Source organism: Shewanella halotolerans, from assembly GCF_019457535.1.
In the GTDB taxonomy this organism is placed as follows: domain Bacteria; phylum Pseudomonadota; class Gammaproteobacteria; order Enterobacterales; family Shewanellaceae; genus Shewanella; species Shewanella halotolerans.
Genome location: NZ_CP080417.1, coordinates 814,041 through 835,344 on the forward strand (window position 1 = coordinate 814,041; position 21,304 = coordinate 835,344).

Here is a 21,304-nt window from a genome sequence, read left to right on the forward strand (position 1 = left end):
CCCCCTCTTGCATCTCCCCTTGCCGCCCCAGACGAAGTTACATGCATTGATTAGGAGCCTCGTGCTTATGGATAAATCGCTATCGCTTCCGAAGGATGCATCCATGCACCTACGGAAGCTAGCCGGGCATCCATGCCCGTCTCACCCGATTTATTCCAACGCCCTTCGGCAACTTCGAGGGGGATTTACTGTAGCCACAACCGGTAATGATAGGAGGTTAGCTTGCCAGATGAGGGATGTGATTAGAGCAAACTTTGTTTGGATATTAACGTCGTGGGATTCCATTCCACACAAGGGCAAGAGGGATTAACAGCAATCCTCAAATATATCCCTATATAAAAGCCAGTTCGGCATCCCTGCCTCTCGTTCGTAAGCACAATCATCAAAGATGATTATTCACCTTGCATCTCCCCCTGCCGCCCCAGACGAAGTTAACTGCATTGGTTAGGAGCCTCGTGCTTATGGGTAAATCGTTACCGCTTCGGAAGGATGCATCCATGCAGTCGTCGGCAACTTCGATGGGGATTTGTTGTAGCCACGACCTGTATTGTTGCTAGTACCTTCGCTGAGATGGTTGTGCCGATTTTTTCGAGACGGGTATCGGCAGAGGTTTGTCGGGCTATGGTCAGAACTGTGGTTTTCGCCACTAAAAAGGCTTTCTTATTTTCGATTAAGATAATCGTTTTTATTCGATATATGCTTTTAGCATCTTGCTTCTAATATATTCCTGATGACTAAATCACGCCCTGGAAATTTAGCCTTGCCGCTTGCTGTCTCTTTTTTGTTTTTTGTGGCTTGGCGAAATCCACTCTGGGCTGACAACAGGCTTCGCCTCGGCGAAGCGTAATTAACCTGAAGGAAGCTAACCATGAAAGGAAAAACAGTAAACAAGCAAACGCTCGCGGCGTTAGTGAGTGCCTTGTTGGTGTTTAACCCTGCCGTCGCCGATGAGCAAGAATCCGCACAGATGACTAAGCCCAAAGGGGCTGCCGCCACAGGCACCGCCAAAGCGTTTCAACCCAAGAGCAAACAGTTTTGGTGGCCCGATCAATTGGATCTTTCCCCGCTGCGGGATCACGACTCCCGCTCCAATCCCTACGGCGAAAGTTTCGACTACGCCAAGGCCTTCAACTCGCTGGATCTCGACCAGGTAAAAGCCGATATCGACCAGCTACTCACCCAATCGCAGGATTGGTGGCCAGCCGACTACGGCAACTATGGTCCCTTCTTCATTCGCATGACCTGGCACAGCGCAGGAACCTATCGCACCTTGGATGGCCGTGGTGGCGCCGGTGGCGGACAGCAGCGATTCGAGCCGTTAAACAGTTGGCCCGATAACGCCAGCCTGGACAAGGCGCGCCGCCTGCTCTGGCCAGTGAAACAGAAGTATGGCGAGGCGCTCTCCTGGTCAGACTTAATTGTGCTCGCGGGCAACGTCGCCCTGGAAAACATGGGATTCAAGACTTTCGGTTTTGCCGGTGGTCGTAACGACGACTGGGAGCCAGACATGGTGTACTGGGGACCGGAGGTCGAGATGCTCGCCAGCGATCGTGAAGACAGAGACGGCAAGCTGCAAAGACCCTTAGGCGCGACCCACATGGGGCTCATCTATGTTAATCCGGAAGGCCCGAAAGGGGTGCCAGATCCATTAGGTTCGGCCAAGAATATCCGCACCGCCTTCTCCCGCATGGCGATGAATGATGAGGAAACTCTGGCACTTATCGCCGGCGGCCATACCTTCGGTAAGATGCACGGCGCTCACAAGCCGAAAGATTGTCTGGGGGCAGAACCTGCTGCGGCAGGCATCGAAGCTCAGGGGCTGGGCTGGCACAACAAGTGTGGCAAGGGCCACTCAGAAGACACCATCACCAGTGGCTTGGAAGGGGCTTGGACTCAGGCGCCGACTAAGTGGACCTCGCTCTATCTGAGTAACCTGCTGACCTACGACTGGCAACAGACCCGCAGTCCTGCCGGTGCGATCCAGTGGATCCCAACCGACGAGTCGGTGCACAAGGCCGTGCCCGATGCTCATGTCAAAGGTAAGTTTCATGCGCCCGTGATGACCACGGCGGACCTCGCGCTCAAGTATGACCCCGAGTATCGAAAGATCGCCGAGCGCTTCCTGGCTGACCCAGAAGAGTATCGCTTGGCCTTTGCCAAGGCCTGGTACAAGTTGACTCATAGAGACATGGGGCCTGCCCGTAACTTCCTCGGTAAAGAGGTGCCTCAGGGCAGCTTCATCTGGCAAGACCCAATCGATGATAAGACCCAATCGCGTCTCAGCGCCGGCGATATCAAGCAGCTTAAAAAAGCCATCAGCAAGTCTGGGCTGAGCGTTGCCGAGCGCGTGCGCCTGGCCTGGGCGTCGGCGGCCAGCTATCGTCAATCAGATATGCGTGGCGGCGCCAATGGTGCTCGTATCGCTCTGGCTCCGCAGAAGGATTGGGCGGTGAACAACCCAGCCGAAACCGCCACGGTGCTTAAGACGCTGGAGGCGATTCGTGCCGACTTTAATAAGGGCGCCGGCAAGCGTCAGGTTTCCTTGGCCGACCTTATCGTACTCGCGGGGGCTAGCGCCCTAGAGCAGGCCGCCAAGCAGGCGGGCTTCGAGGTCGCCGTGCCTTTCACCCCGGGACGAGGTGATGCCACTCAGGCGCAGACGGACGAAAACTCCTTTAGCCTGCTGGAGCTGCATGCCGATGGCTTTAGAAACTACTTCGACGTTAACCACAGCTATAAGTCGCCCACCGAGATGCTGGTGGATAAGGCCGACCAGCTGGATCTGACTGTGCCCGAGATGACAGTGTTAGTCGGTGGCCTGCGTGCCCTCGATGCCAACTATCAAGGGGTTAAGCACGGGGTGTTGACCCAGCGTCCCGGTACGCTTAACAATGACTTCTTCGTCAACCTGTTAGATATGTCGACCCTGTGGCAGAAGTCAGATGTCGATGGCATCTACCAGGGGCTGGATCGTAGCAGCGGCAAACCTAAGTGGACCGCCACTTCGGTGGACCTCATCTTCGGCTCTAACTCTGAACTGCGCGCGGTTGCCGAGGTTTATGCCTTCGATACCTCAAAGCAGAAGTTTGTCGATGATTTCGTCGCCGCCTGGGTCAAGGTGATGAATTTAGATAGATAACAGGGGAGTGTCGGTCTGATGACCGTTGTAAGTCGTGGGGTTATTTCTTTCCCTTTGGGAGGTGATACCTCACGGCTTACGTATGTATTGGCTCAAACTTTGTTTGGATATTAACTTAACGTCGTGGGATTCCATCCCATTGTTATGAGGTGAGTCGGTCTAGTGACCGAAGAAAGTCGTGGGATTCCATCCCACACCCGGGCAAGAGGGGGATCTCCAGCAATCCCCCTCTTGCATCTCCCCGTGCCGCCCCAGACGAAGTTACATGCATTGGTTAGGAGCCTCATACTCCAATGAAAATCGCCTAACGACTCGGATGGGACTCCTGTCCCCCCGAGTCTTAGCCATCGTCCATGATGGCTACACGGCATTTTCATCTGCGCATTTCGGCAACTTCGATGGGGATTTGTTGTAGCCACAACCGGTAATGATAGGAGGTTAGCTTGCCAGATGAGGGAAGTGATTAGAGCAAACTTTTTTGGATATTAACGTCTTGGGATTCCATCCCACACCCGGTCAAGAGGGGGATCTCCAGCAATCCCCCCTCTTGTATCTCCCCCTGCCGCCCCAGACGAAGTTACATGCATTGGTTAGGCGCCTCATACTCCAATGAAAATCGCCTAAAGATTCGGATGGAACTTCTGTCCCCCCGAGCCTTAGCCATTGTCCATGATGGCTACACGGCATTTTCATCTGTGTATTTCGGCTCTGGCATCCTGCTTCGCTCTAATTCCTGCATCCGTGTAGTCGTCGGTAACTTCAATGGAGGGCTATCAGATATGAAATATAGTAGCTAAAATTACGATTAGAAAATACAACTAGATTTCTTACTCTATATCTAGTTCCTGTGTTGAATAGTTCGTGATTTTTAGAATTAGTCGATGCTTTGCATAATGTTTTGGTAGGTTGGTTAAATAACAAATTTAGTTAATAAATGTGTCAGTTGAACTGGTCTGTATCATATTGGTATAAAACTAATGATGTGAAAGCGTTGTGGATTTATGTTTCTATCTTAGTATTTGAATCTGTGTTCTAATATTGCCTTTCGGCTCTTGTTTTTAACGCATATAGAGCCGAAAGGTAAATTTAAGGTTTTATTCTGAGCTTTTCATTCTTTTTAGATCGATGATAATTACAGAACCTCCACCACCTCTTACTGTTGCGCTTCCATCTCCAAAATATACATTGATACCTTCTATTGTGACTAAGTAGTTAGCTAGTGCGACTAAATCACCAACTTCTTGTTGATTTTTTTGACTGTCTTTTACATTTCTTAGGTACTCATTGACAGTATACTTTGAACGAGGGATTCTCTTCCCTGTAGCATCGTAGGCATCTTTAAAGGTCAATTCAATAGTTATTCTAGTTCCACCATATAATACTGCGTGGGATACGCCGAATGTAACAGATGTATTATCCTTGAATACAAAATTTACGTTTACACTCATTGGGTTAGATAAAGAGATTATGCCTTTTCCAATGCCAAAGTTATTCCTTATTACTGCCCATTGTGAATCTGCAACTGAATATTGCTCTTTCATTTCAGGCATATTGTTAATCAGCTCTGTTGCATACCCAGTGAAATCTTCTTTAGCTTCTAGAGCCGTGAAAGCAGAATCAAAGCTGCCATCTTCTGGCAAAACAATAGGCGAGCTAAAAAGCTCTTTTTGAGCTTTCATTTGTGCAGCTAAAATTTTTAGGATAGGCGTTCCCATTGTTTGAGCTAATTGGCTATTTGGGCCATGAGTTGTAATGTGCTTGGCCCAGTATTCAGGTCTATAACTCTCTTCGTCCCAATCACTTCCACCACTACTTATGGTTCTATATTCATCAATCGTAATTTGACTATTTTGAACATCATAGACGTATACTTTATATGTGTTTGAATTACTTATATCACTGGCCATGAGGCTTTTTTGTGCCGCAGTACAATCACTGCAATCTACGATTGCATTCGTTTGAGCTTGTGCAAATAAAGATGCAAAAAATAGTATTAAAGTTGAGGGGATTTGTATTAGTTTATTCATGTTCTACATACTCCTTTATTGAGAACAGATTGTTGTTTTTACATATATCGAATGTAAAGGAAGGGTAATATCCTGTCAACCCATAAATATTAATGGTTTTTTGCTGTTTTTGTAGGGGGTTATTTTTAAATATGTTTGTTTTGAATTTGTTTTGAATTTGTTTTGAATTTGCTTTGGGTTTGTTTTGAATTTGTTGTTGGCTTGCTGGGGCATTTTGTTTCTTATGTTGGTTTTTTGACAATTCTTATATTTTTTGAGGATAACGCACTCAATGGGTTAAATGTATAGACGTTGTGGGTACCGGGTGAAGATGGAGCGAGTAAAAGGCTGACCAGCATAGGGCTAGCATTTTATATTGCTATGGTGAGCATCATTTTATCTGGGCTAATATTTTCTAGCCTGTATCCCAGCTCGTTTATGGGCATAATCACTCAAAGTTTTCTAAATGCCATAGTTTACACGCTTGTAGTGGCGATTCCCTTCATTGCCCTAGAAAGGTATTTAACTCAAAAAGGTATCCTGTTAGATACCAATGACCAGGGTGACTGACCCTTCAGAATAGGTTAGATGCTACAACAAGTCCCCATCGAAGTTGCCGAAGGGCGTTGGAATAAATCGGGTGAGGCGGGCATGGATGCCCGACTAGCTTCCGCAGGTGCATGGATGCATCCTTCGGAAGCGGTAGCGATTTATCCATAAGCACGAGGCTCCTAATCAATGCATGTAACTTCGTCTGGGGCGGCAGGGGAGATGCAAGAGGGGGATTGCTGTTGATCCCCTTCTTGCTCGGGTGTGGGTTGAAGACCCACGACTTTCCTCGGCCGCAAGGCCGTATGAGTTAGTGAGGCGAAGCCTCTGGACTCAAGTTCAAACGAAGTTTAAACAATCACAAGGAGTCTATGTGATGACTCCAGATCACTTCCCGTTAAATATCATAATCGAGTACCGGCGCCAACCAACGCTCTGTCTCCTCAACACTCATTCCCTTACGTTTGGCGTAGTCCTCCACCTGATCCCGGCCGATATTGGTCACGCCGAAGTAGCGCGACTGCGGGTGGGCGAAGTACCAGCCGGAGACGGCGGCGGTGGGGAACATGGCGTAGCTCTCGGTGATATTGAGATCTATGGTCTCGTCGGGCTTTAGCAGCTCCCACAACAGGCCTTTCTCTGTGTGATCCGGGCAGGCGGGGTAGCCTGGGGCCGGACGTATCCCTTTGTATTTCTCGCGAATTAGCGCCTCGTTATCCAGGTTCTCATCGGCGGCATAGCCCCAGAACTCCTTACGCACCCGCTCGTGCATCCGCTCGGCAAAGGCTTCGGCCAGACGGTCGGCCAGACACTTGAGCATGATGGCGCTGTAGTCGTCATGGTTGGCCTCGAAGCGGGCCACATGCTCGTCGATGCCGTGTCCTGCGGTGACGGCGAAGCCGCCCATGTAGTCGGCGACGCCAGAGTCTTTCGGCGCGACGAAGTCGGCGAGACAGAAGTTGTCGTTACCGACACGCTCTATCTGCATCCGCAGATGGTGAGTGGTCATCTCGACCTGGCTGCGGCTCTCGTCTGTGTAGATCTCGATATCATCATGGTTAACCGTATTGGCCGGGAAGAGTCCGATGACCGCCTTTGCCGTAAGCCATTTCTCTTCGATGATGGTTTTGAGCATCGCCTTGGCATCTTGATAGAGCTTGCGCGCCTCTTCGCCCACCACCTCGTCGTCGAGGATCTTGGGGAAGTGGCCGTGTAGCTCCCAGCTGCGGAAAAATGGCGTCCAGTCGATGCGATCGACCAGGTCTTCCAGCGGATAGTCGTCAAACACCTGTCTGCCCAGTTGATTCGGGACAAAAGGCGTATGGGCGTTCCAGTCTTGCTGGCAGCGGTTTTCCCGCGCCGCCTCGAGGGAGACGATCTGCTTGCGCTTGGCCTGTGAATTACGTTTGTCGCGCATCACCCGGTATTCCTCGTAGGCGGCATCTATGGTCGCCTGGCGGGTCTCCTTGTTGATCAGCTTGGCCACCATGGGCACGGCGCGCGACGCGTCGGCGATATAGATGGCACCTTCGGGGGCGTGGGGTGCGATTTTCACTGCCGTGTGGATCTTGGAGCAGGTGGCGCCGCCTATGATGGAGGGAATATTCAGCCCCGCCTTATGGAAGGCTTTGACGTTGTGCACCATCTCATCCAGGCTCGGGGTGATAAGCCCCGACATGCCGATGATATCGACATTTTCCGCCTTGGCGACCTCTATGATCTTCTCGACCGGTACCATGACGCCGAGATCCACCACCTCGTAGCCGTTACAGGCCAGCACCACGCCGACGATATTCTTGCCTATGTCATGCACGTCACCCTTGACCGTCACCATGAGGATCTTGCCGTTGGATTCGCCCTCGACTTTTTCCGCCTCTATGTAGGGGTTGAGGTAGGCCACCGCTTTCTTCATCACCCGCGCCGATTTCACCACCTGGGGCAGGAACATCTTGCCCGAGCCAAACAGGTCGCCGACCACGTTCATGCCATCCATCAGTGGGCCTTCGATCACATCCAGCGGACGGCTGGCCAGCTGGCGCGCCTCTTCGGTGTCCTGGTCGATAAACTCTGTGATCCCTTTGACCAGGGCGTGCTCCAGCCGCTTGTTGACCGGCCAACTGCGCCACTCGAGATCTTCCTTCTTGGCGCCCGTGGCGCCGTCGCCACGGTACTGCTCGGCGATCTCCAGTAGTTGTTCTGTGTTGTTTGAATCTTCCACCGGGCAGGGCAGGTTCTGCACCACGGCCTCCACCCTGGCCTTCAGTTCGGGATCGATATCATCATAGATCGCCAGCTGCCCGGCGTTGACTATGCCCATGTCCATCCCCGCCTGGATGGCGTGGTAGAGGAACACGGCGTGGATCGCCTCGCGCACCGGGTTGTTACCGCGGAAGGAGAAGGAGACGTTGGACACCCCGCCGGAGATCATCGCGTGGGGCAGGGTACGTTTGATCTCGCGGGTTGCCTCGATGAAGTCCACCGCATAGTTGTCATGCTCGTCGATGCCGGTGGCGATGGCGAAGATGTTGGGGTCGAAGATGATATCTTCCGGCGGGAAGCCCACCTTATCCACCAATACCCGGTAGGCGCGGGTACAGATCTCTATTTTGCGCGCCATGGTGTCGGCCTGGCCAACTTCGTCGAAGGCCATGATGATGGCCGCCGCGCCGTAGCGTTTCACCAGGGTGGCCTGTTCGATAAACTTGGCCTCGCCCTCCTTAAGGGAGATGGAGTTCACCACGCCCTTGCCCTGGATGCACTTGAGCCCGGCCTCGATCACCTCCCACTTGGAGGAGTCGATCATGATAGGTACCCGGCTGATGTCGGGCTCGGAGGCGATAAGGTTGAGGAACTTCTGCATCACCTCGACGCCGTCCAGCATCCCCTCATCCATGTTGATGTCGATGATCTGGGCGCCGTTTTCCACCTGATCCCGGGCCACCGACAGCGCTTCTTCATATTCGCCCGTCTTGATCAGCCGCAGAAACTTGGCCGAGCCGGTAACGTTGGTGCGCTCGCCCACGTTCACAAACAGCGAGTCGGCGTCTATGGTCAGCGGCTCCAGGCCTGAGAGGCGACAGGCCACCGGCAGATCCGGCAGCTGGCGGGCACCGTGCTTGATGACGGCGGCGCGGATCGCCTTGATATGTTCTGGGGTGGTGCCGCAGCAGCCACCTATGATGTTGAGCAGGCCTTCCTCGGCCCAGGGGCCGATCACCTCGGCCATCTGCTCCGGGGTCTCGTCGTAGCCGCCAAACTCGTTGGGCAGGCCAGCATTGGGGTGCGCCGATACATAGCACTCGGCGATCTTCGACAGCTCCTCTACATAGGGGCGCAGCTCTTGCGGCCCCAAGGCGCAGTTGAGGCCGATGGAGAGCGGTTTCACGTGGCGCAGTGAATTGTAGAAAGCTTCTGTAGTTTGACCCGTCAGGGTGCGGCCCGAGGCATCGGTAATGGTGCCCGAGATCATCACAGGCAGACGCTGGCCCAGCTGTTCGAACAATGTCTCGATGGCAAACAGCGCCGCCTTGGCGTTGAGGGTATCGAAGATGGTTTCGACCATGATGATGTCGGCGCCGCCCTCGATAAGGGCCTGGGTCGACTCGATATAGGCTTCCACAAGGTCGTCGAAATGGATATTACGATAGCCAGGATCGTTCACATCTGGGCTGATGGAGCAGGTGCGGTTGGTGGGGCCGAGAACCCCGGCCACATAGCATTGACGGCCGGTTTCGGCGGCAACTTGGTCACAGGCGGCGCGGGCCAGTCGAGCGCCCTCTAGGTTTATCTCCCGTGACAGCGACTGCATCTCATAGTCGGCCATGGCCACCTGGGTGGCGTTGAAGGTGTTGGTCTCTATGATGTCGGCGCCCGCCAGCAGGTAATCTCTGTGGATCTGCTTGATAAGCTCGGGTTGGGTCAGCACCAACAGGTCGTTGTTACCCTTGAGATCGCAGGGCCACTCGGCAAAGCGTTCGCCGCGAAAGTCGGCCTCCTCCAGCTTGTGGTTCTGGATCATGGTGCCCATGGCGCCGTCGAGGATCAAAATTTCCTTATTGAGTCGCTCGCGGATCGCGTCGTTAATCTGCCTTACGTTTCGAACAGGGGATTGGGTCGCCATAACTTTCACCTACTTCAACTGACCTATTGCCTAAACTGCCGCGTCTATCGATTTGACGTGCTATTTTTATTTTGGATGTATAAACGTATAGACGTCTATACTAATCGACTTATAATACCCAGGGCAAGTCAAATGAGTATAAGCGTAAACACGGATGAAATTCGAGGGCTACGCCGCTGCGTCCTGTTTAAACCGCATTGTATGGAAAGGCTGACAAAGATATTTAATTTGAAAGTTTTTCAATGTGTTAATTGTCTGGCGTTGCCAAGCTTATTGCCATAAGGGTATGCTGCTAGCGACTTAACTTGAAAAGGTTTAATGCTGCAGTTATGACGCAAACGACACTCTATTTGATGCGCCACGGCGAATGTGAAGGCGGCAACCTGCTGCGCGGCCATAGCGATCAACCGCTTACAGAGATAGGCTTCGCCCAGATGCAGCTGGCCTATGCCAAGCTGCCCCAGACGGTGGACAGGGTGATCAGCTCGCCGCTTAAGCGTTGCCGCGTGTTTGCCGAACATCTGACGACTAAGAATCAGGTGAAGGTGGCGCTGGATGCCGGGCTCAAGGAGATCTACTTCGGCCGTTGGGATGGTCAGCCTATCCCTGAGCTGCATGCCGATCACGGCGAGGAGCTGAGTGCCTATTGGCGGGACCCTTGGGCCAATCCACTGCCCGAAGGGGAGCCCATGGCTGAGTTCGAGCAGCGTGTCGACGAGGTGGTCGAGCAATTGGTGCATCAGCATAGTGGTGAGGCCTTGTTACTGCTCACTCATGGCGGCGTGATACGTCACCTGATGGCCAAAGCCCTGGGGGTAGAGCGCGCCGTGGGCTTCTATACCCGGCTGAGCCTGGACTATGGCAGCGTGGTCAAGGTAAGCCACTATCGCGATAAGGCGGGAGAGGGCTACTGGCGCCTGCACTGGCACGACGCCGAGTAATTGATTTGTTAGCCCGAGTAGCAGCCCGCTTGCCAGCGGCGCGAAATTTAGCATAATAACCGTGCGTGGGGACCGCCTGCGCCGGGAGTATGGTGTCGAGATCGCCAAGGCGATAACTCGGACTTAATAGGGAATTGGGGAAGGCCTTGTGCCGCTAGCCCAAACTGTACCCGCAACTGTGAGTGTGTTACCTAGTCGAACCCGACCTGGTCGCCATTAGTCAGGATACCTGCCTACTCTCCAACCACTATCTCAAGCGGGTGACTTGAGGGAGCCTATAGATGAAGAATACCTCGGGGTCGAGTCTGGCCCAAGGGCGAGGGCGCCTCGGCGTCGTTTCCCGGAGGGCGCGACCTTGAGCGCCCCTAGTCAGCCATCACAAACAGAATCATTCCTGTCTCACGGCGCCAGTGACGGTGCTATTTTAGGTACGGACACAGGTGCTGGTGCAGCCATCGGCGATGGCGCCTGTGCGCGCCCGGCGCTGTCGGTGCGGGATCTTAGCTGGCGCTGCGGCGAGCGCGCCATCCTCTCTGGGGTCAAGCTGGATCTGCTAGAGGGTAAGATGCTGGGGATCATAGGTCCCAATGGCGCTGGCAAGTCCAGCCTGCTGCGCTGCCTCTATCGTTTCCTTACGCCTAGCAGCGGTGAGATCCAGCTGTTTGGTCAGCCCATCGCCAGCCTGAGCGCCAGGGCCTTTGCCCGCGAGGTGGCCGTGGTGTTGCAGGACACGCCCCAGCATTTCGACATGACCACGGCCCAGCTGGTGGCATTGGGGCTCACGCCACACAAGGCCGCCTTCTCCATGACCACTAAGGCCGACCGCCTGGCGGTGAGTCAGGCCCTGGAAACCGTGGGGCTCAAGGAGCGCGCCGGACAGACCTACGCCTCCCTGTCAGGGGGCGAGAAGCAGCGGGCGCTGATCGCCCGCGCCATAGTGCAGCAGCCCAAGCTGTTGATCCTCGACGAGCCCACCAATCACCTGGATATCCGCTATCAGATCCAGATCCTCGAGCTGCTCAAGGCCCTCGGGGTGACTGTGGTGATTTCGATTCACGACCTCAACCTCGCCAGCGCCCTGTGCGATCAACTTTTGCTGCTGGATCAGGGGAAGGCCGTGGCTCAAGGTTCGCCCAAACAGGTGCTGAGCGAGGCGCAGATCGCCAGGGTATTCGGCGTCTGCTGTCAGGTATCGCCCCATCCACAGCACGGCAACCCGCAGATTAACTATTTCTATGGCTATCACCTTCACAATGCTGACCAGAGTGCTCTGCATGGCAATGGCTTGGATGACCTGCCCCTTGAGGCGAAGGAGGCTAACCATGATGAGCGCTAGCCTGAGTCTGGGAAGAGGCTATAGCCCGCTGCAACAACTGGCCTTCGTCTGCCTGGGGCTGCTGACACTGGCGACTCCTGTGCTGGCGGTGAGCTTCGGCGCGGCGCAGATAGGCGTCGCCGAGGTGCTTGATGTGCTGCTGGCCAAGCTGAGCGGCGCCGACCCCGGCGGCGTGACTGCAAGAATATTGATTGAGCTGCGCCTGCCGCGCATCCTGCTGGCCTTCATCGCCGGCTTCGGTCTGGCCCTGGCGGGTGCCGTATTGCAGACGGTGACACGTAATCCCCTGGCCGACCCTTATCTGTTTGGCATCTCCTCGGGCGCCAGTCTGGGGGCGGTTGTGGTGATCACCCTGCTGGGCGGTGTCGGCGGCGCTTTGGCCAGTGTCGGCCTGCCGCTCGGCGCCTTTATCGGTGCCAGCCTGGCGGTGCTCATGGTGCTGGCTCTGTGCGGGCGGGATCTGAACACCCAGATAGAGCGCATGTTGCTCTCCGGGGTGGCGATCTCCTTCCTGTTTGGCGCGCTGGCCAGCTTGATGCTCTATTTCTCCGGGCCGCAATCGGCCGCCTCTGTGCTCTTCTGGAGCCTGGGCAGCTTTGCCAAGGCGAGTTGGCAGATGCTCTGGCTGCCCTGGCTGCTGGTGTTGGCGGCGAGCGCCATCCTGCTGCTGCTTAAGCGGCAGATCCTCGCCATTCAGGCGGGGGATGAGACCGCCCATACCCTGGGCATTCGGGTACAGCGCTTACGCCTCGTCAGCCTACTGCTCTGCTCGTTGATCACCGCCGTCCTGGTGGCCAACTGTGGCGGCATCGGCTTCGTCGGCCTGATGGTACCCCACATGGTGCGCCTATTGCTGCCCGGGCGTTTCGCCCTGCTGCTGACGGCCCTGGTGGGCGGCCTGTTTATGATCTGGGTGGATGTGCTGGCCAGGTGTCTGCTCAGCTATCAGGAGCTGCCGGTGGGGATCATCACGGCTGTGATAGGCAGCCTCTTCTTCCTGTTTATCCTGGGCGGCAAGCGTGGCAACTAGCCCAGGTCCTCTGTATACGGAAAGAGAAGAGTATGGAAGGAAAAGCGTATTGAACTATGCCAGCAAAGAAGGTGTGGATTGGAAAGAATCGAGAATGAGGGCGAGCGATATGAGGTACCAGTATGTTTGAAGTCACTGAGGTAAGTAGCGAGTTCGATGCCAAGATCCAGCAGAAAATAGACACTAAGACCAAGCCCCTCGGAGCCCTCGGCGCGCTCGAGACCCTGGCGATGACTATCGCTCGGGTGCTGGGTCCAGACAAGCCGCAAATAACCAAACCAACCCTTTTGGTGTTTGCCGGCGATCACGGTATCGCCGCCTCCGGGGTCTCCATCGCACCTAGCGAGGTGACCACCCAGATGGTGATGAATTTCCTCAAGGGCGGCGCGGCCATCAATCTGTTCTGTGCCCAAGGGGGGATCACCATGGAGGTGATCGACTGTGGCATCGCCCAGGAGATCCATGATCAGCCTAAGCTTATCAATCACAGGCTGGGGGCCGGCACAGCTGCGATTCATCGCGAGCCCGCCATGACCCTGGGCGCAGTCAAACAGGGCTTCGCCATGGCCAGGGAGCGAGTCGCGCTGCATCACGGCCGCGGCTGTAACCTGATCGCCTTCGGCGAGATGGGCATAGGCAACACCAGCTCGGCGGCGGCCATCATGGCGGCGCTGATGGGGCGCGAGGCGGCCGAGTGTGTCGGCCGGGGCACAGGCATAGATGCCGCCACCCTGGCACGCAAACAGCTGCTGGTGGAGCAGGCGCTGCATCTGCACCGCGAGCAGCTTGACGACCCCTATGGTGTGCTGGCCTGTCTGGGTGGCTTCGAGATAGTGCAGATGGCCGGTGCCATATTGGCGGCGGCGGAGCTGAAGATGCTGGTGCTGATCGACGGCTTCATCGCCACGGCAGCGGCCCTGGCGGCGGTGACCATAGCGCCCCACGCCCGGGACTATATGATCTTCGCCCACGAGTCCGGCGAGCGCGGCCACAAACTGATGCTGGAGCATCTCAATGCCCAGCCGCTCTTGTCTCTTGGACTGCGTCTCGGTGAGGGGACCGGGGCGGCGCTGGCGGTGCCTCTGGTGCAGGCGGCGGCCACGTTTTACAACGAGATGGCCTCCCTCGAAGAGATGGGCATTTCGATTTAGCGGCAATAACAATCTAAGGAACCAAAAGGGAAAGCGCGAAGATGTTTGCCAGAGAGTTAAACCTGTTTTTTATCGCCATGGGCTTCTTTACCCGGATCCCCATGCCTGCATGGGTGGAGGTCGACAATGAGCGGCTCAATCAGGCCAGCCGTTACTTCGCCCTGGTCGGCGTGCTTGTCGGTGGCATCTGCGCCCTGGTCTATAGCCTGGCGACTCAGGTATTGCCCATCAGCGTCGCCATCCTACTCGCCATGGTGGCCGGGCTGCTGCTCACCGGTGGCTTCCACGAGGATGGCCTGGCGGATACCGCCGACGGATTCGGTGGTGGCTGGCAGGTGCAGGATAAGCTCACCATAATGAAAGACTCGCGTGTCGGCACCTATGGCGTGCTCGCCCTGGTGATTAGCCTGCTGTTCAAGTTTGTGCTGCTCAGTGAGATTGCCCTGTTCGATGGCGATCTTGTGATGGCAGCCTTGGTGGTGGGCCACTGCCTGAGCCGTATGGTAGCGGCCTCCTTAATCTTCACCGAGACCTATGTACGGGATGACGACAGCAGCAAGAGCAAACCTCTGGCCCAGTCGCAGACCCCCAACGAGCTGGGAATTTTGCTGTTGACCGGCATCCTCACCCTCTGGCTCAGCGGTATCGCCTCGGCGCTCTCGCTCTGTTTGGTGTTGCTGGCGGCGCGCCAGCTGCTGGTACGCAGTTATCGCCGTCAGATCGGCGGCTACACTGGCGACGTGCTGGGGGCGACCCAGCAGATGATCGAGCTGCTCTGTTACCTGTTTATCCTGGTGATCAGCCTATGATGCACCTGGTTCTAGGCGGCGCCCGCAGCGGCAAGTCTCGCCATGGCCTTTCCCTCGTGGCCGATTATGTGGCCAAGGGTTATGAGTGCCTGTTTGTGGCCACCGCCCAGGGGCTGGATGAGGAGATGCGCGCGCGTATCGCCCGCCACCAGGACGAGCGCCGTGATGATGGTTTGCCCTGGCAGACCCTGGAGTGTCCGCTACACTTGAGTGCCTGTATCGAAACTCACGCCAGGGAGAAGCGGGTGATCTTAGTCGATTGCCTCACCCTCTGGCTCACCAATCAGCTACTCGAGGGCGATGACTGGCCGAGCGCTAAGGCGGAGCTGCTGCGCGCCTTGGAAACTGCGCCAGGAGCTGTCGTGCTGATCAGCAACGAGGTGGGCTGCGGCGTGGTACCGGCCGACCCCTTGAGTCGCCGCTTCGTCGACGAGGCGGGCTGGCTGCATCAGGCGATCGCTCAGCGAGCCCAGCAGGTGACCTTGGTCACCGCGGGTCTGCCGCTGATCCTCAAGGATGAGACGAGCCAGGGCGCCAAGGAATAGGAAGAGTAGCCAATGACACCAGATAACTTAAGTAATCAGCCCAACCAGAGTAAACAGAGCAAGCAGGGCAATAGCAATCAAGAGACAAGTGGCAATATCTTGATGGTGCAGGGCACCACTTCGGATGCGGGGAAGAGCACCCTGGTGGCGGGCCTGTGCCGCTACTTCGCCCGTGAGGGGCGCAGGGTGGCGCCCTTCAAGCCGCAGAATATGGCGCTCAATAGCGCGGTGACCCTTGACGGCGGTGAGATAGGCCGCGCCCAGGCGCTGCAGGCCGACGCCTGTTATCTTTCGCCCCACACAGACTTCAACCCCATACTGCTTAAACCCAACTCGGACACCAGCTCCCAGGTGATAGTGCAGGGTAAGGCCCTGTCCCACATGGAGGCCCAGACCTATTTTGGCAAAGACAGCCAGGGTTATCGCACCAAGGCGATGGCGGCTGTGCTGGACTCGCTGTCACGCCTGGAGCAGCAGTATGAGCTGATCTTGGTGGAAGGGGCGGGTAGCCCGGCGGAGATCAACCTGCGCGAGGGCGATATCGCCAACATGGGCTTCGCCGAGGCGGTGGACTGCCCGGTGATCTTGATCGCCGACATCGACAAGGGCGGGGTGTTCGCCCATATCGTCGGCACCCTGGCACTGTTGTCAGCATCCGAGCAGGCCAGAGTCAGAGGCGTGGTGATCAATCGCTTTCGAGGCGACATCTCTCTGCTTAAGCCTGGCCTGGATTGGCTAGAGGCCAGGATAGACAAGCCCGTGCTGGGCGTCTTGCCCTATCTTAACGATCTGCATCTGGAGGCCGAGGACGCCCTGGATGCCCGTCAGGTGAGCAGTGGCAACACTCGCTTTCGGGTGTTGGTGCTGGTCTTTCCCCGCATCAGCAATCACACAGATTTCGACCCCCTTAGGCTGCATCCGGAGATCGACTTTCGCTATCAGCAGGTAAACGAGGCGTTCGACGGTCAGGCAATTGATGTCGATCTCATCATACTGCCCGGCAGCAAGAGTGTGCGGCAGGACCTGGCCACCATGGTCGAACAGGGCTGGGATCGCGCCCTTAAGCGCCACCTGAGATATGGCGGCAAGGTGATAGGCATCTGTGGCGGCTATCAGATGTTGGGGCTGGCCATCGAAGATCCCCAAGGGGTCGAGGGCGAGGCTGGCGACAGCGATGGCCTGGGGCTACTGCCCATAGTCACAGAGCTGACCCCAAACAAGCGTCTGGCTCAGGTTAAAGGCACGATAAAACTGGCGGGTGAGCGCGCCAGCATAGCAGGTTATGAGATCCACTGTGGCCGCTCCAAGGTGTTGTCAAAGGCGACCAAGCCCCTTGTCCTAGAGAGTGACGAGGGCAATCAGTTTAACGAGGGCTGTTTGTCCAATGATGGCCAGATCCTGGGCAGCTATCTGCATGGTCTGTTCGACAGCCCTGCGGCCTGTGCGCTGCTCCTTGGCTGGGCTGGGCTCAGCAGCGTGGCCACGGTCGATCCTGAGGCGATCAAACAGGCACAGTTAGATCGCCTGGCCGATACCCTGGCCGAGCATCTGGACATGGCGAGGCTGAGCGCCATCCTCGCCGAGACGCCACTGAGGCGTCCAAACAAGAATAATTAACTAAAGGAGAGAAGATGAGCGCGGACAAGCAGGCGGAAAACCAGGCGGAAAATCAGAAGGCCGAGCGTCATAAGGCACGCCAGCAGAAGGTGAAGGAGGCTGTAGACGCCAAGATCGCCAAGGCCCAGACAGAAAAGGGCGTGCTGCTGGTGATGACGGGCAACGGCAAGGGCAAGACCACGGCGGGTTTTGGCAACATCACCCGCGCCGTCGGTCATGGCAAGAAAGCCGCCGTTGTCCAGTTTATCAAGGGCAATTGGCCCTGCGGCGAGCGCGCCGTGCTGGAGAAGGTGGGAGTCGAGTTTCATGTGATGGCCACCGGCTTTACCTGGGAGACCCAGGACAGAGAGAAGGATACCCTGGCGGCGCTGAGTGCCTGGGAGGCGGCCGAGACCCTGCTGAGCGACGACACCATAGACATAGTGCTGCTGGACGAACTCACCTACATGGTGAGCTATCACTATCTGGATCTGGACAGGGTGCTGACGGCACTTAAGAACCGTCCGCCCATGCAGCATGTGATTATTACGGGACGGGCCTGTCACAGGGCGATTTTGGAGCTTGCGGATACGGTGAGTGAGGTGCAGCCCATAAAGCATGCATTTGAGAGCGGAGTTAAAGCCCAGCTCGGCTTCGACTACTGAAAATTGCTATTGCAGTGCTCAATTGCGGCGTTGCGTCCTCATTCACGGCTCGCCTACCAGTAGGTATGTCTTCGCCGTTTATTGCGGGGCGCCTTGCACTGGAGCACTTCATGGCGCAATTTGGCTTTCTGCCTGTTTGCTCCTGTGGCGGTATTGTCTGCGCGGGCTTAGCCACAGAAGCAAACAGATTGAAATTCTCCTGCGGTGATCGGCTGGATAGATATTAATAAAGGGAAAATGAATAGATGAAGATGAGGGTTAAGCTGTGGCTGATGTTGGCCTTGTTGCTGTGTGTGCCTGGGCTTAAGGCGGCGCCTGCAAATCGGATCATCGCCCTGTCGCCCCATGGGGTGGAGATGCTGTTTAGTATCGGGGCGGGGGATAGGGTGGTCGCGACCACAGATCACGCCGATTTTCCCGATGCGGCCAAGGCGATCCCGCGGATCGGCGGCTACTACGGCATACAGATAGAGAAAGTTATCGAGCTCGACCCGGATCTGATTGTCATCTGGGGCGGCGGCAACAAGCGCGAGGATATCGAGCGCCTGACCCAGTTGGGTTATCCCATCTATAACAGCGACCCTAAGACGTTGGAGGCGGTGGCTGACGATCTGCTGGCGCTGGGTAAGCTGACCGGCAAGGAGCGCGAAGCGGAGCGGGTGGCCGAGCAGTACCTTATCGGCCTTAAGGCGCTCAGTAAGGAGAACCGGGCCAAGGCGGCGGTGCGGGTCTTCTATCAGCTCTGGTCCGTGCCCCTGATGACGGTGGCCGAGGGCAGCTGGATTGAGCAGATCATCCAGGTCTGCCACGGCGAGAATGTGTTTAGCGACGCGGGTAACGAGTATCCCCAGGTGAGCCTGGAAGCCGTGCTGCTCAAGCAACCTCAGGTGATTCTGCAGAGTCAGGATGAGGGCAATGTGCGCGGCATCGACTGGTCAGCCTGGCAGGAGATCCCGGCGGTGAAGCAGCGCCACATCTATCAACTGGATGCCGACCTCTTGCATCGGGCGACTCCAAGGGCCATCTTAGGGATTGAATCTTTGTGCAAGGCCCTGGACAAGGCGAGATAAACACAAACTAAAACTAAAGCTAAAACAATGCGCTAAATAATAAGGAGATAAATGATGACTATGCTACTGGCCTGCCTACTCTTTGCCATGTTGCTTCCCTACCTGGCCAAGGTGCCCGTGGCCATGGCGATGGCCAAGCAGGGTGGCTATGACAACGCCTATCCCAGAAGCCAGCAGGCGCAGCTGACCGGCTTCGGCGCCCGCGCCTTGGCGGCCCACCAGAACGCCTTCGAGTCCCTGCTGATCTTCGCCGTGGCGGTGCTGACAGTGATCGCACGGGACAAGGTCGACGACACAGTTGGTCTGTTAGCCCTGGTGCATGCGCTGGCAAGATGTGCCTATCATCTCCTCTACCTGCTGGATAAGAGCACCCTTCGTTCGCTTTCCTGGTTCGTGGCCATCATCGCCGCCTTCGCCATCTTCGCCCGGGCGTTTTAACTCCTTCCTCAATACTCAGCAAGTGTGTTCGCCATGTGCGCAGTCCTTTACCCTCAGTGGTTGGGGGCTGCCGCTTACTGGCTCGCTAATCTTCCAAGTATTTTAACGCTCTATCCACGCTTTATCATATGTCCGTACTTTCTCGTCTGTCCGGCTTTCCTCATATGCGGACACTCGGGGAAAATGACCGGACACTTTTGCGGGTGTCCGCGGACACTTTCATGGAATACTTAGCGGACATTTCTGTATAAGTTGTTGAAAGTTAATGGGTATAAAAGTTGGCACGGCAATTGTAATCCTTATGGGCAGAAATCGACTCGGTCGAGTAACGGACACTGTTAGGGATAAACAATGATTAAAGATACCAGCGCACAAGATAAGCAAGTTGCCCCCAGCCTGGGACGTCGCATCAAATGGCCTGTCACTATCGGCGCAGGCGTTCTCCTGGTTTCTGGTCTGGTGTGGGCCAGCGTCAGTGGCAGCAGCGTGAGCGAGTCTATCGACCGTAGCGAGCTGCGTTTTGCCACCCTGGAACGCGGCACCTTAGTGCGTGATATCGCCTCTACCGGCAAGATAGTCGCCGCCAACGCCCCTATCCTCTATGCCCCAGAGAAGGGCACAGTGACCCTAATCGCCAACCCGGGTGACAAGGTAGAGCAGGGCCAGGTGGTCGCCACCATAGAGAGCCACAGCCTGACCAACAACCTCAAGCAACAACAGGCGCTGCTGGAAGGAATGCAGAGCAGCCTGGAGCGTGCCCGTCTCGACGCCCGCCGCGATCAGCTCAAGGCGATCCAGACCCTGGACATGGCCAAGGTGGATCTCGAGGCGGCGGATCGCGAGAGTCGCCGTGGCGACCAGCTGATCGAGTCTAGCCTGATTTCTAAGATAGATTATGAGAAGAGCAAGGATGAGCTGCACAAGGCCAAACTGCTCTACGCTCACGCTCAGCAGGAAGCCGAGCTGATGAAAGATACCCTCAGCTTCGAGCTGAAAAACAAGGCCTCAGAGGTGGATCGCCAGGCCCTGGTGGTCGCCGAGCTTGAACGCCAGGTGGCGGCGCTGAATATCACGGCCCCCGTCGGCGGCATCATAGGTAACTGGCTGACGGAGCAGAAGGCCCGTATCGGCCAGAGCCAGCCCATATTGACAGTAGTGGATCTGAGCGCCTTCGAGGCCGAGCTGGCGGTGCCAGAATCCTACGCCGACGAGCTGGGGATTGGCATGGATGTCGAGCTTAACTTCGGTGGCCAGCTGGTGATGGGCAAACTGTCGGCCATCTCTCCCGAGGTGCGTAACCGTGAGGTGACTACCCGAGTGCGCTTCGAGCAGCAAGCTGCACTGCACCTGCGTCAGAACCAGCGTCTGTCGGCCCGCGTCTTACTGGAAAATCGTCCCGACGTGCTCATGGTCAAGCGTGGCCCCTTCGTCAACAGTGGCGGCGGCACCCTGGTCTATGCCGTCAAGAACGACCTGGCCGAGCGCACCGAGATCCAACTGGGTGCCCGCAGCATGAGCCACATAGAGGTGGTCTCGGGCGGTGAGGTCGGCGATCAGTGGATCATCTCCTCCACCGACGCCTTTAAGAACGCCGAACAAGTATTGATCCGCTAAGGAGCTAAGCGATGAAGACCCTGATGATAAAGCTACATCCAGAACGAGTGGTCGCAGGACTGGCGCTATTGCTCCTGCTGGTGGCGACTCAGGTCTATACCCAGGATGCCTCAGACTGGTTTCTGCTCGGGCTCAACATATTAGAAGCGACCGGCATGCACGGGCAGCCGGTCGATAGTAACCAACTTCCCGACGTCGCCAGAGTTGGCGGTGATTTAACTCAATGGTTATTGGCCCGATTGTCCTAGTCCGTCCGGGCATAGGTGTAATAACAAACTGAATAACGCGATACAAA

At 56.1% G+C, this 21,304-nt stretch carries 15 protein-coding genes and 1 riboswitch; of the genes, 13 read left to right on the forward strand and 2 right to left on the reverse strand.

Annotated features, from left to right (window positions below; all coding sequences use genetic code 11):
- The first annotated feature begins 868 nt into the window (after positions 1–868).
- Entirely contained in the window at positions 869–3,139 is a 2,271-nt protein-coding gene (katG, locus tag K0H81_RS03675; protein WP_286670507.1) for a catalase/peroxidase HPI, read from the forward strand.
- Between the two features lie 1,094 nt (positions 3,140–4,233).
- On the opposite strand, the gene K0H81_RS03680 is transcribed toward katG, so the two are convergent.
- Positions 4,234–5,166, reverse strand: coding sequence for a hypothetical protein (locus K0H81_RS03680; protein WP_220059929.1), 933 nt, complete (start codon positions 5,164–5,166; stop codon positions 4,234–4,236).
- A 925-nt stretch (positions 5,167–6,091) separates the two neighbouring features.
- Positions 6,092–9,814, reverse strand: a complete 3,723-nt coding sequence (gene metH, locus K0H81_RS03685) for a methionine synthase (protein ID WP_220059930.1) — start codon at positions 9,812–9,814, stop codon at positions 6,092–6,094.
- A 329-nt stretch (positions 9,815–10,143) separates the two neighbouring features.
- Here metH and K0H81_RS03690 point away from each other — a divergent pair, with 329 nt between their 5' ends.
- The 12 genes from K0H81_RS03690 (at position 10,144) to K0H81_RS03745 (ending at position 21,257) form a co-directional block, all read left to right on the forward strand.
- Positions 10,144–10,755: a histidine phosphatase family protein gene (locus K0H81_RS03690; protein WP_220059931.1), complete on the forward strand. Its 612-nt coding sequence runs from the start codon at positions 10,144–10,146 to the stop codon at positions 10,753–10,755.
- 72 nt (positions 10,756–10,827) lie between these two features.
- Positions 10,828–11,006: riboswitch (cobalamin riboswitch) on the forward strand.
- Positions 11,007–11,110: 104 nt separating this feature from the next.
- On the forward strand, positions 11,111–12,091 hold the full coding sequence (locus K0H81_RS03695; protein WP_220059932.1) for an ABC transporter ATP-binding protein: 981 nt from the start codon (positions 11,111–11,113) through the stop codon (positions 12,089–12,091).
- The gene (locus K0H81_RS03700; protein ID WP_220059933.1) at positions 12,078–13,121 is read left to right on the forward strand and encodes a FecCD family ABC transporter permease; all 1,044 of its coding nucleotides are present in this window, start codon (positions 12,078–12,080) and stop codon (positions 13,119–13,121) included. The genes K0H81_RS03695 and K0H81_RS03700 overlap by 14 nt, the downstream gene beginning before the upstream one ends.
- A 122-nt stretch (positions 13,122–13,243) precedes the next feature.
- Positions 13,244–14,272 (forward strand): nicotinate-nucleotide--dimethylbenzimidazole phosphoribosyltransferase, encoded by a 1,029-nt coding sequence (gene cobT, locus K0H81_RS03705; protein ID WP_220059934.1) that lies wholly within the window; start codon positions 13,244–13,246, stop codon positions 14,270–14,272.
- Between the two features lie 41 nt (positions 14,273–14,313).
- A complete protein-coding gene (locus K0H81_RS03710; protein ID WP_220059935.1) occupies positions 14,314–15,081 on the forward strand; it encodes an adenosylcobinamide-GDP ribazoletransferase in 768 nt (255 codons plus the stop codon).
- Positions 15,078–15,626 carry a bifunctional adenosylcobinamide kinase/adenosylcobinamide-phosphate guanylyltransferase gene (cobU, locus tag K0H81_RS03715; protein ID WP_220059936.1) on the forward strand — a complete coding sequence of 183 codons (549 nt, stop codon included), beginning with the start codon at positions 15,078–15,080 and terminating at the stop codon, positions 15,624–15,626. Before K0H81_RS03710 ends, cobU begins: the two co-directional genes overlap by 4 nt.
- Before the next feature lie 12 nt (positions 15,627–15,638).
- Positions 15,639–17,243 (forward strand): cobyric acid synthase, encoded by a 1,605-nt coding sequence (locus K0H81_RS03720; RefSeq protein WP_220059937.1) that lies wholly within the window; start codon positions 15,639–15,641, stop codon positions 17,241–17,243.
- A 14-nt stretch (positions 17,244–17,257) separates the two neighbouring features.
- Positions 17,258–17,887, forward strand: a complete 630-nt coding sequence (cobO, locus tag K0H81_RS03725; protein ID WP_220059938.1) for a cob(I)yrinic acid a,c-diamide adenosyltransferase — start codon at positions 17,258–17,260, stop codon at positions 17,885–17,887.
- 245 nt (positions 17,888–18,132) lie between these two features.
- A complete protein-coding gene (locus K0H81_RS03730; RefSeq protein WP_220059939.1) occupies positions 18,133–18,957 on the forward strand; it encodes a cobalamin-binding protein in 825 nt (274 codons plus the stop codon).
- Between the two features lie 54 nt (positions 18,958–19,011).
- The gene (locus K0H81_RS03735) at positions 19,012–19,395 is read left to right on the forward strand and encodes an MAPEG family protein (RefSeq protein WP_220060784.1); all 384 of its coding nucleotides are present in this window, start codon (positions 19,012–19,014) and stop codon (positions 19,393–19,395) included.
- A gap of 351 nt (positions 19,396–19,746) precedes the next feature.
- A complete protein-coding gene (locus K0H81_RS03740; protein ID WP_011864527.1) occupies positions 19,747–21,009 on the forward strand; it encodes an efflux RND transporter periplasmic adaptor subunit in 1,263 nt (420 codons plus the stop codon).
- An 11-nt stretch (positions 21,010–21,020) separates the two neighbouring features.
- The gene (locus K0H81_RS03745) at positions 21,021–21,257 is read left to right on the forward strand and encodes a hypothetical protein (RefSeq protein ID WP_220044297.1); all 237 of its coding nucleotides are present in this window, start codon (positions 21,021–21,023) and stop codon (positions 21,255–21,257) included.
- Positions 21,258–21,304 lie beyond the last annotated feature (47 nt).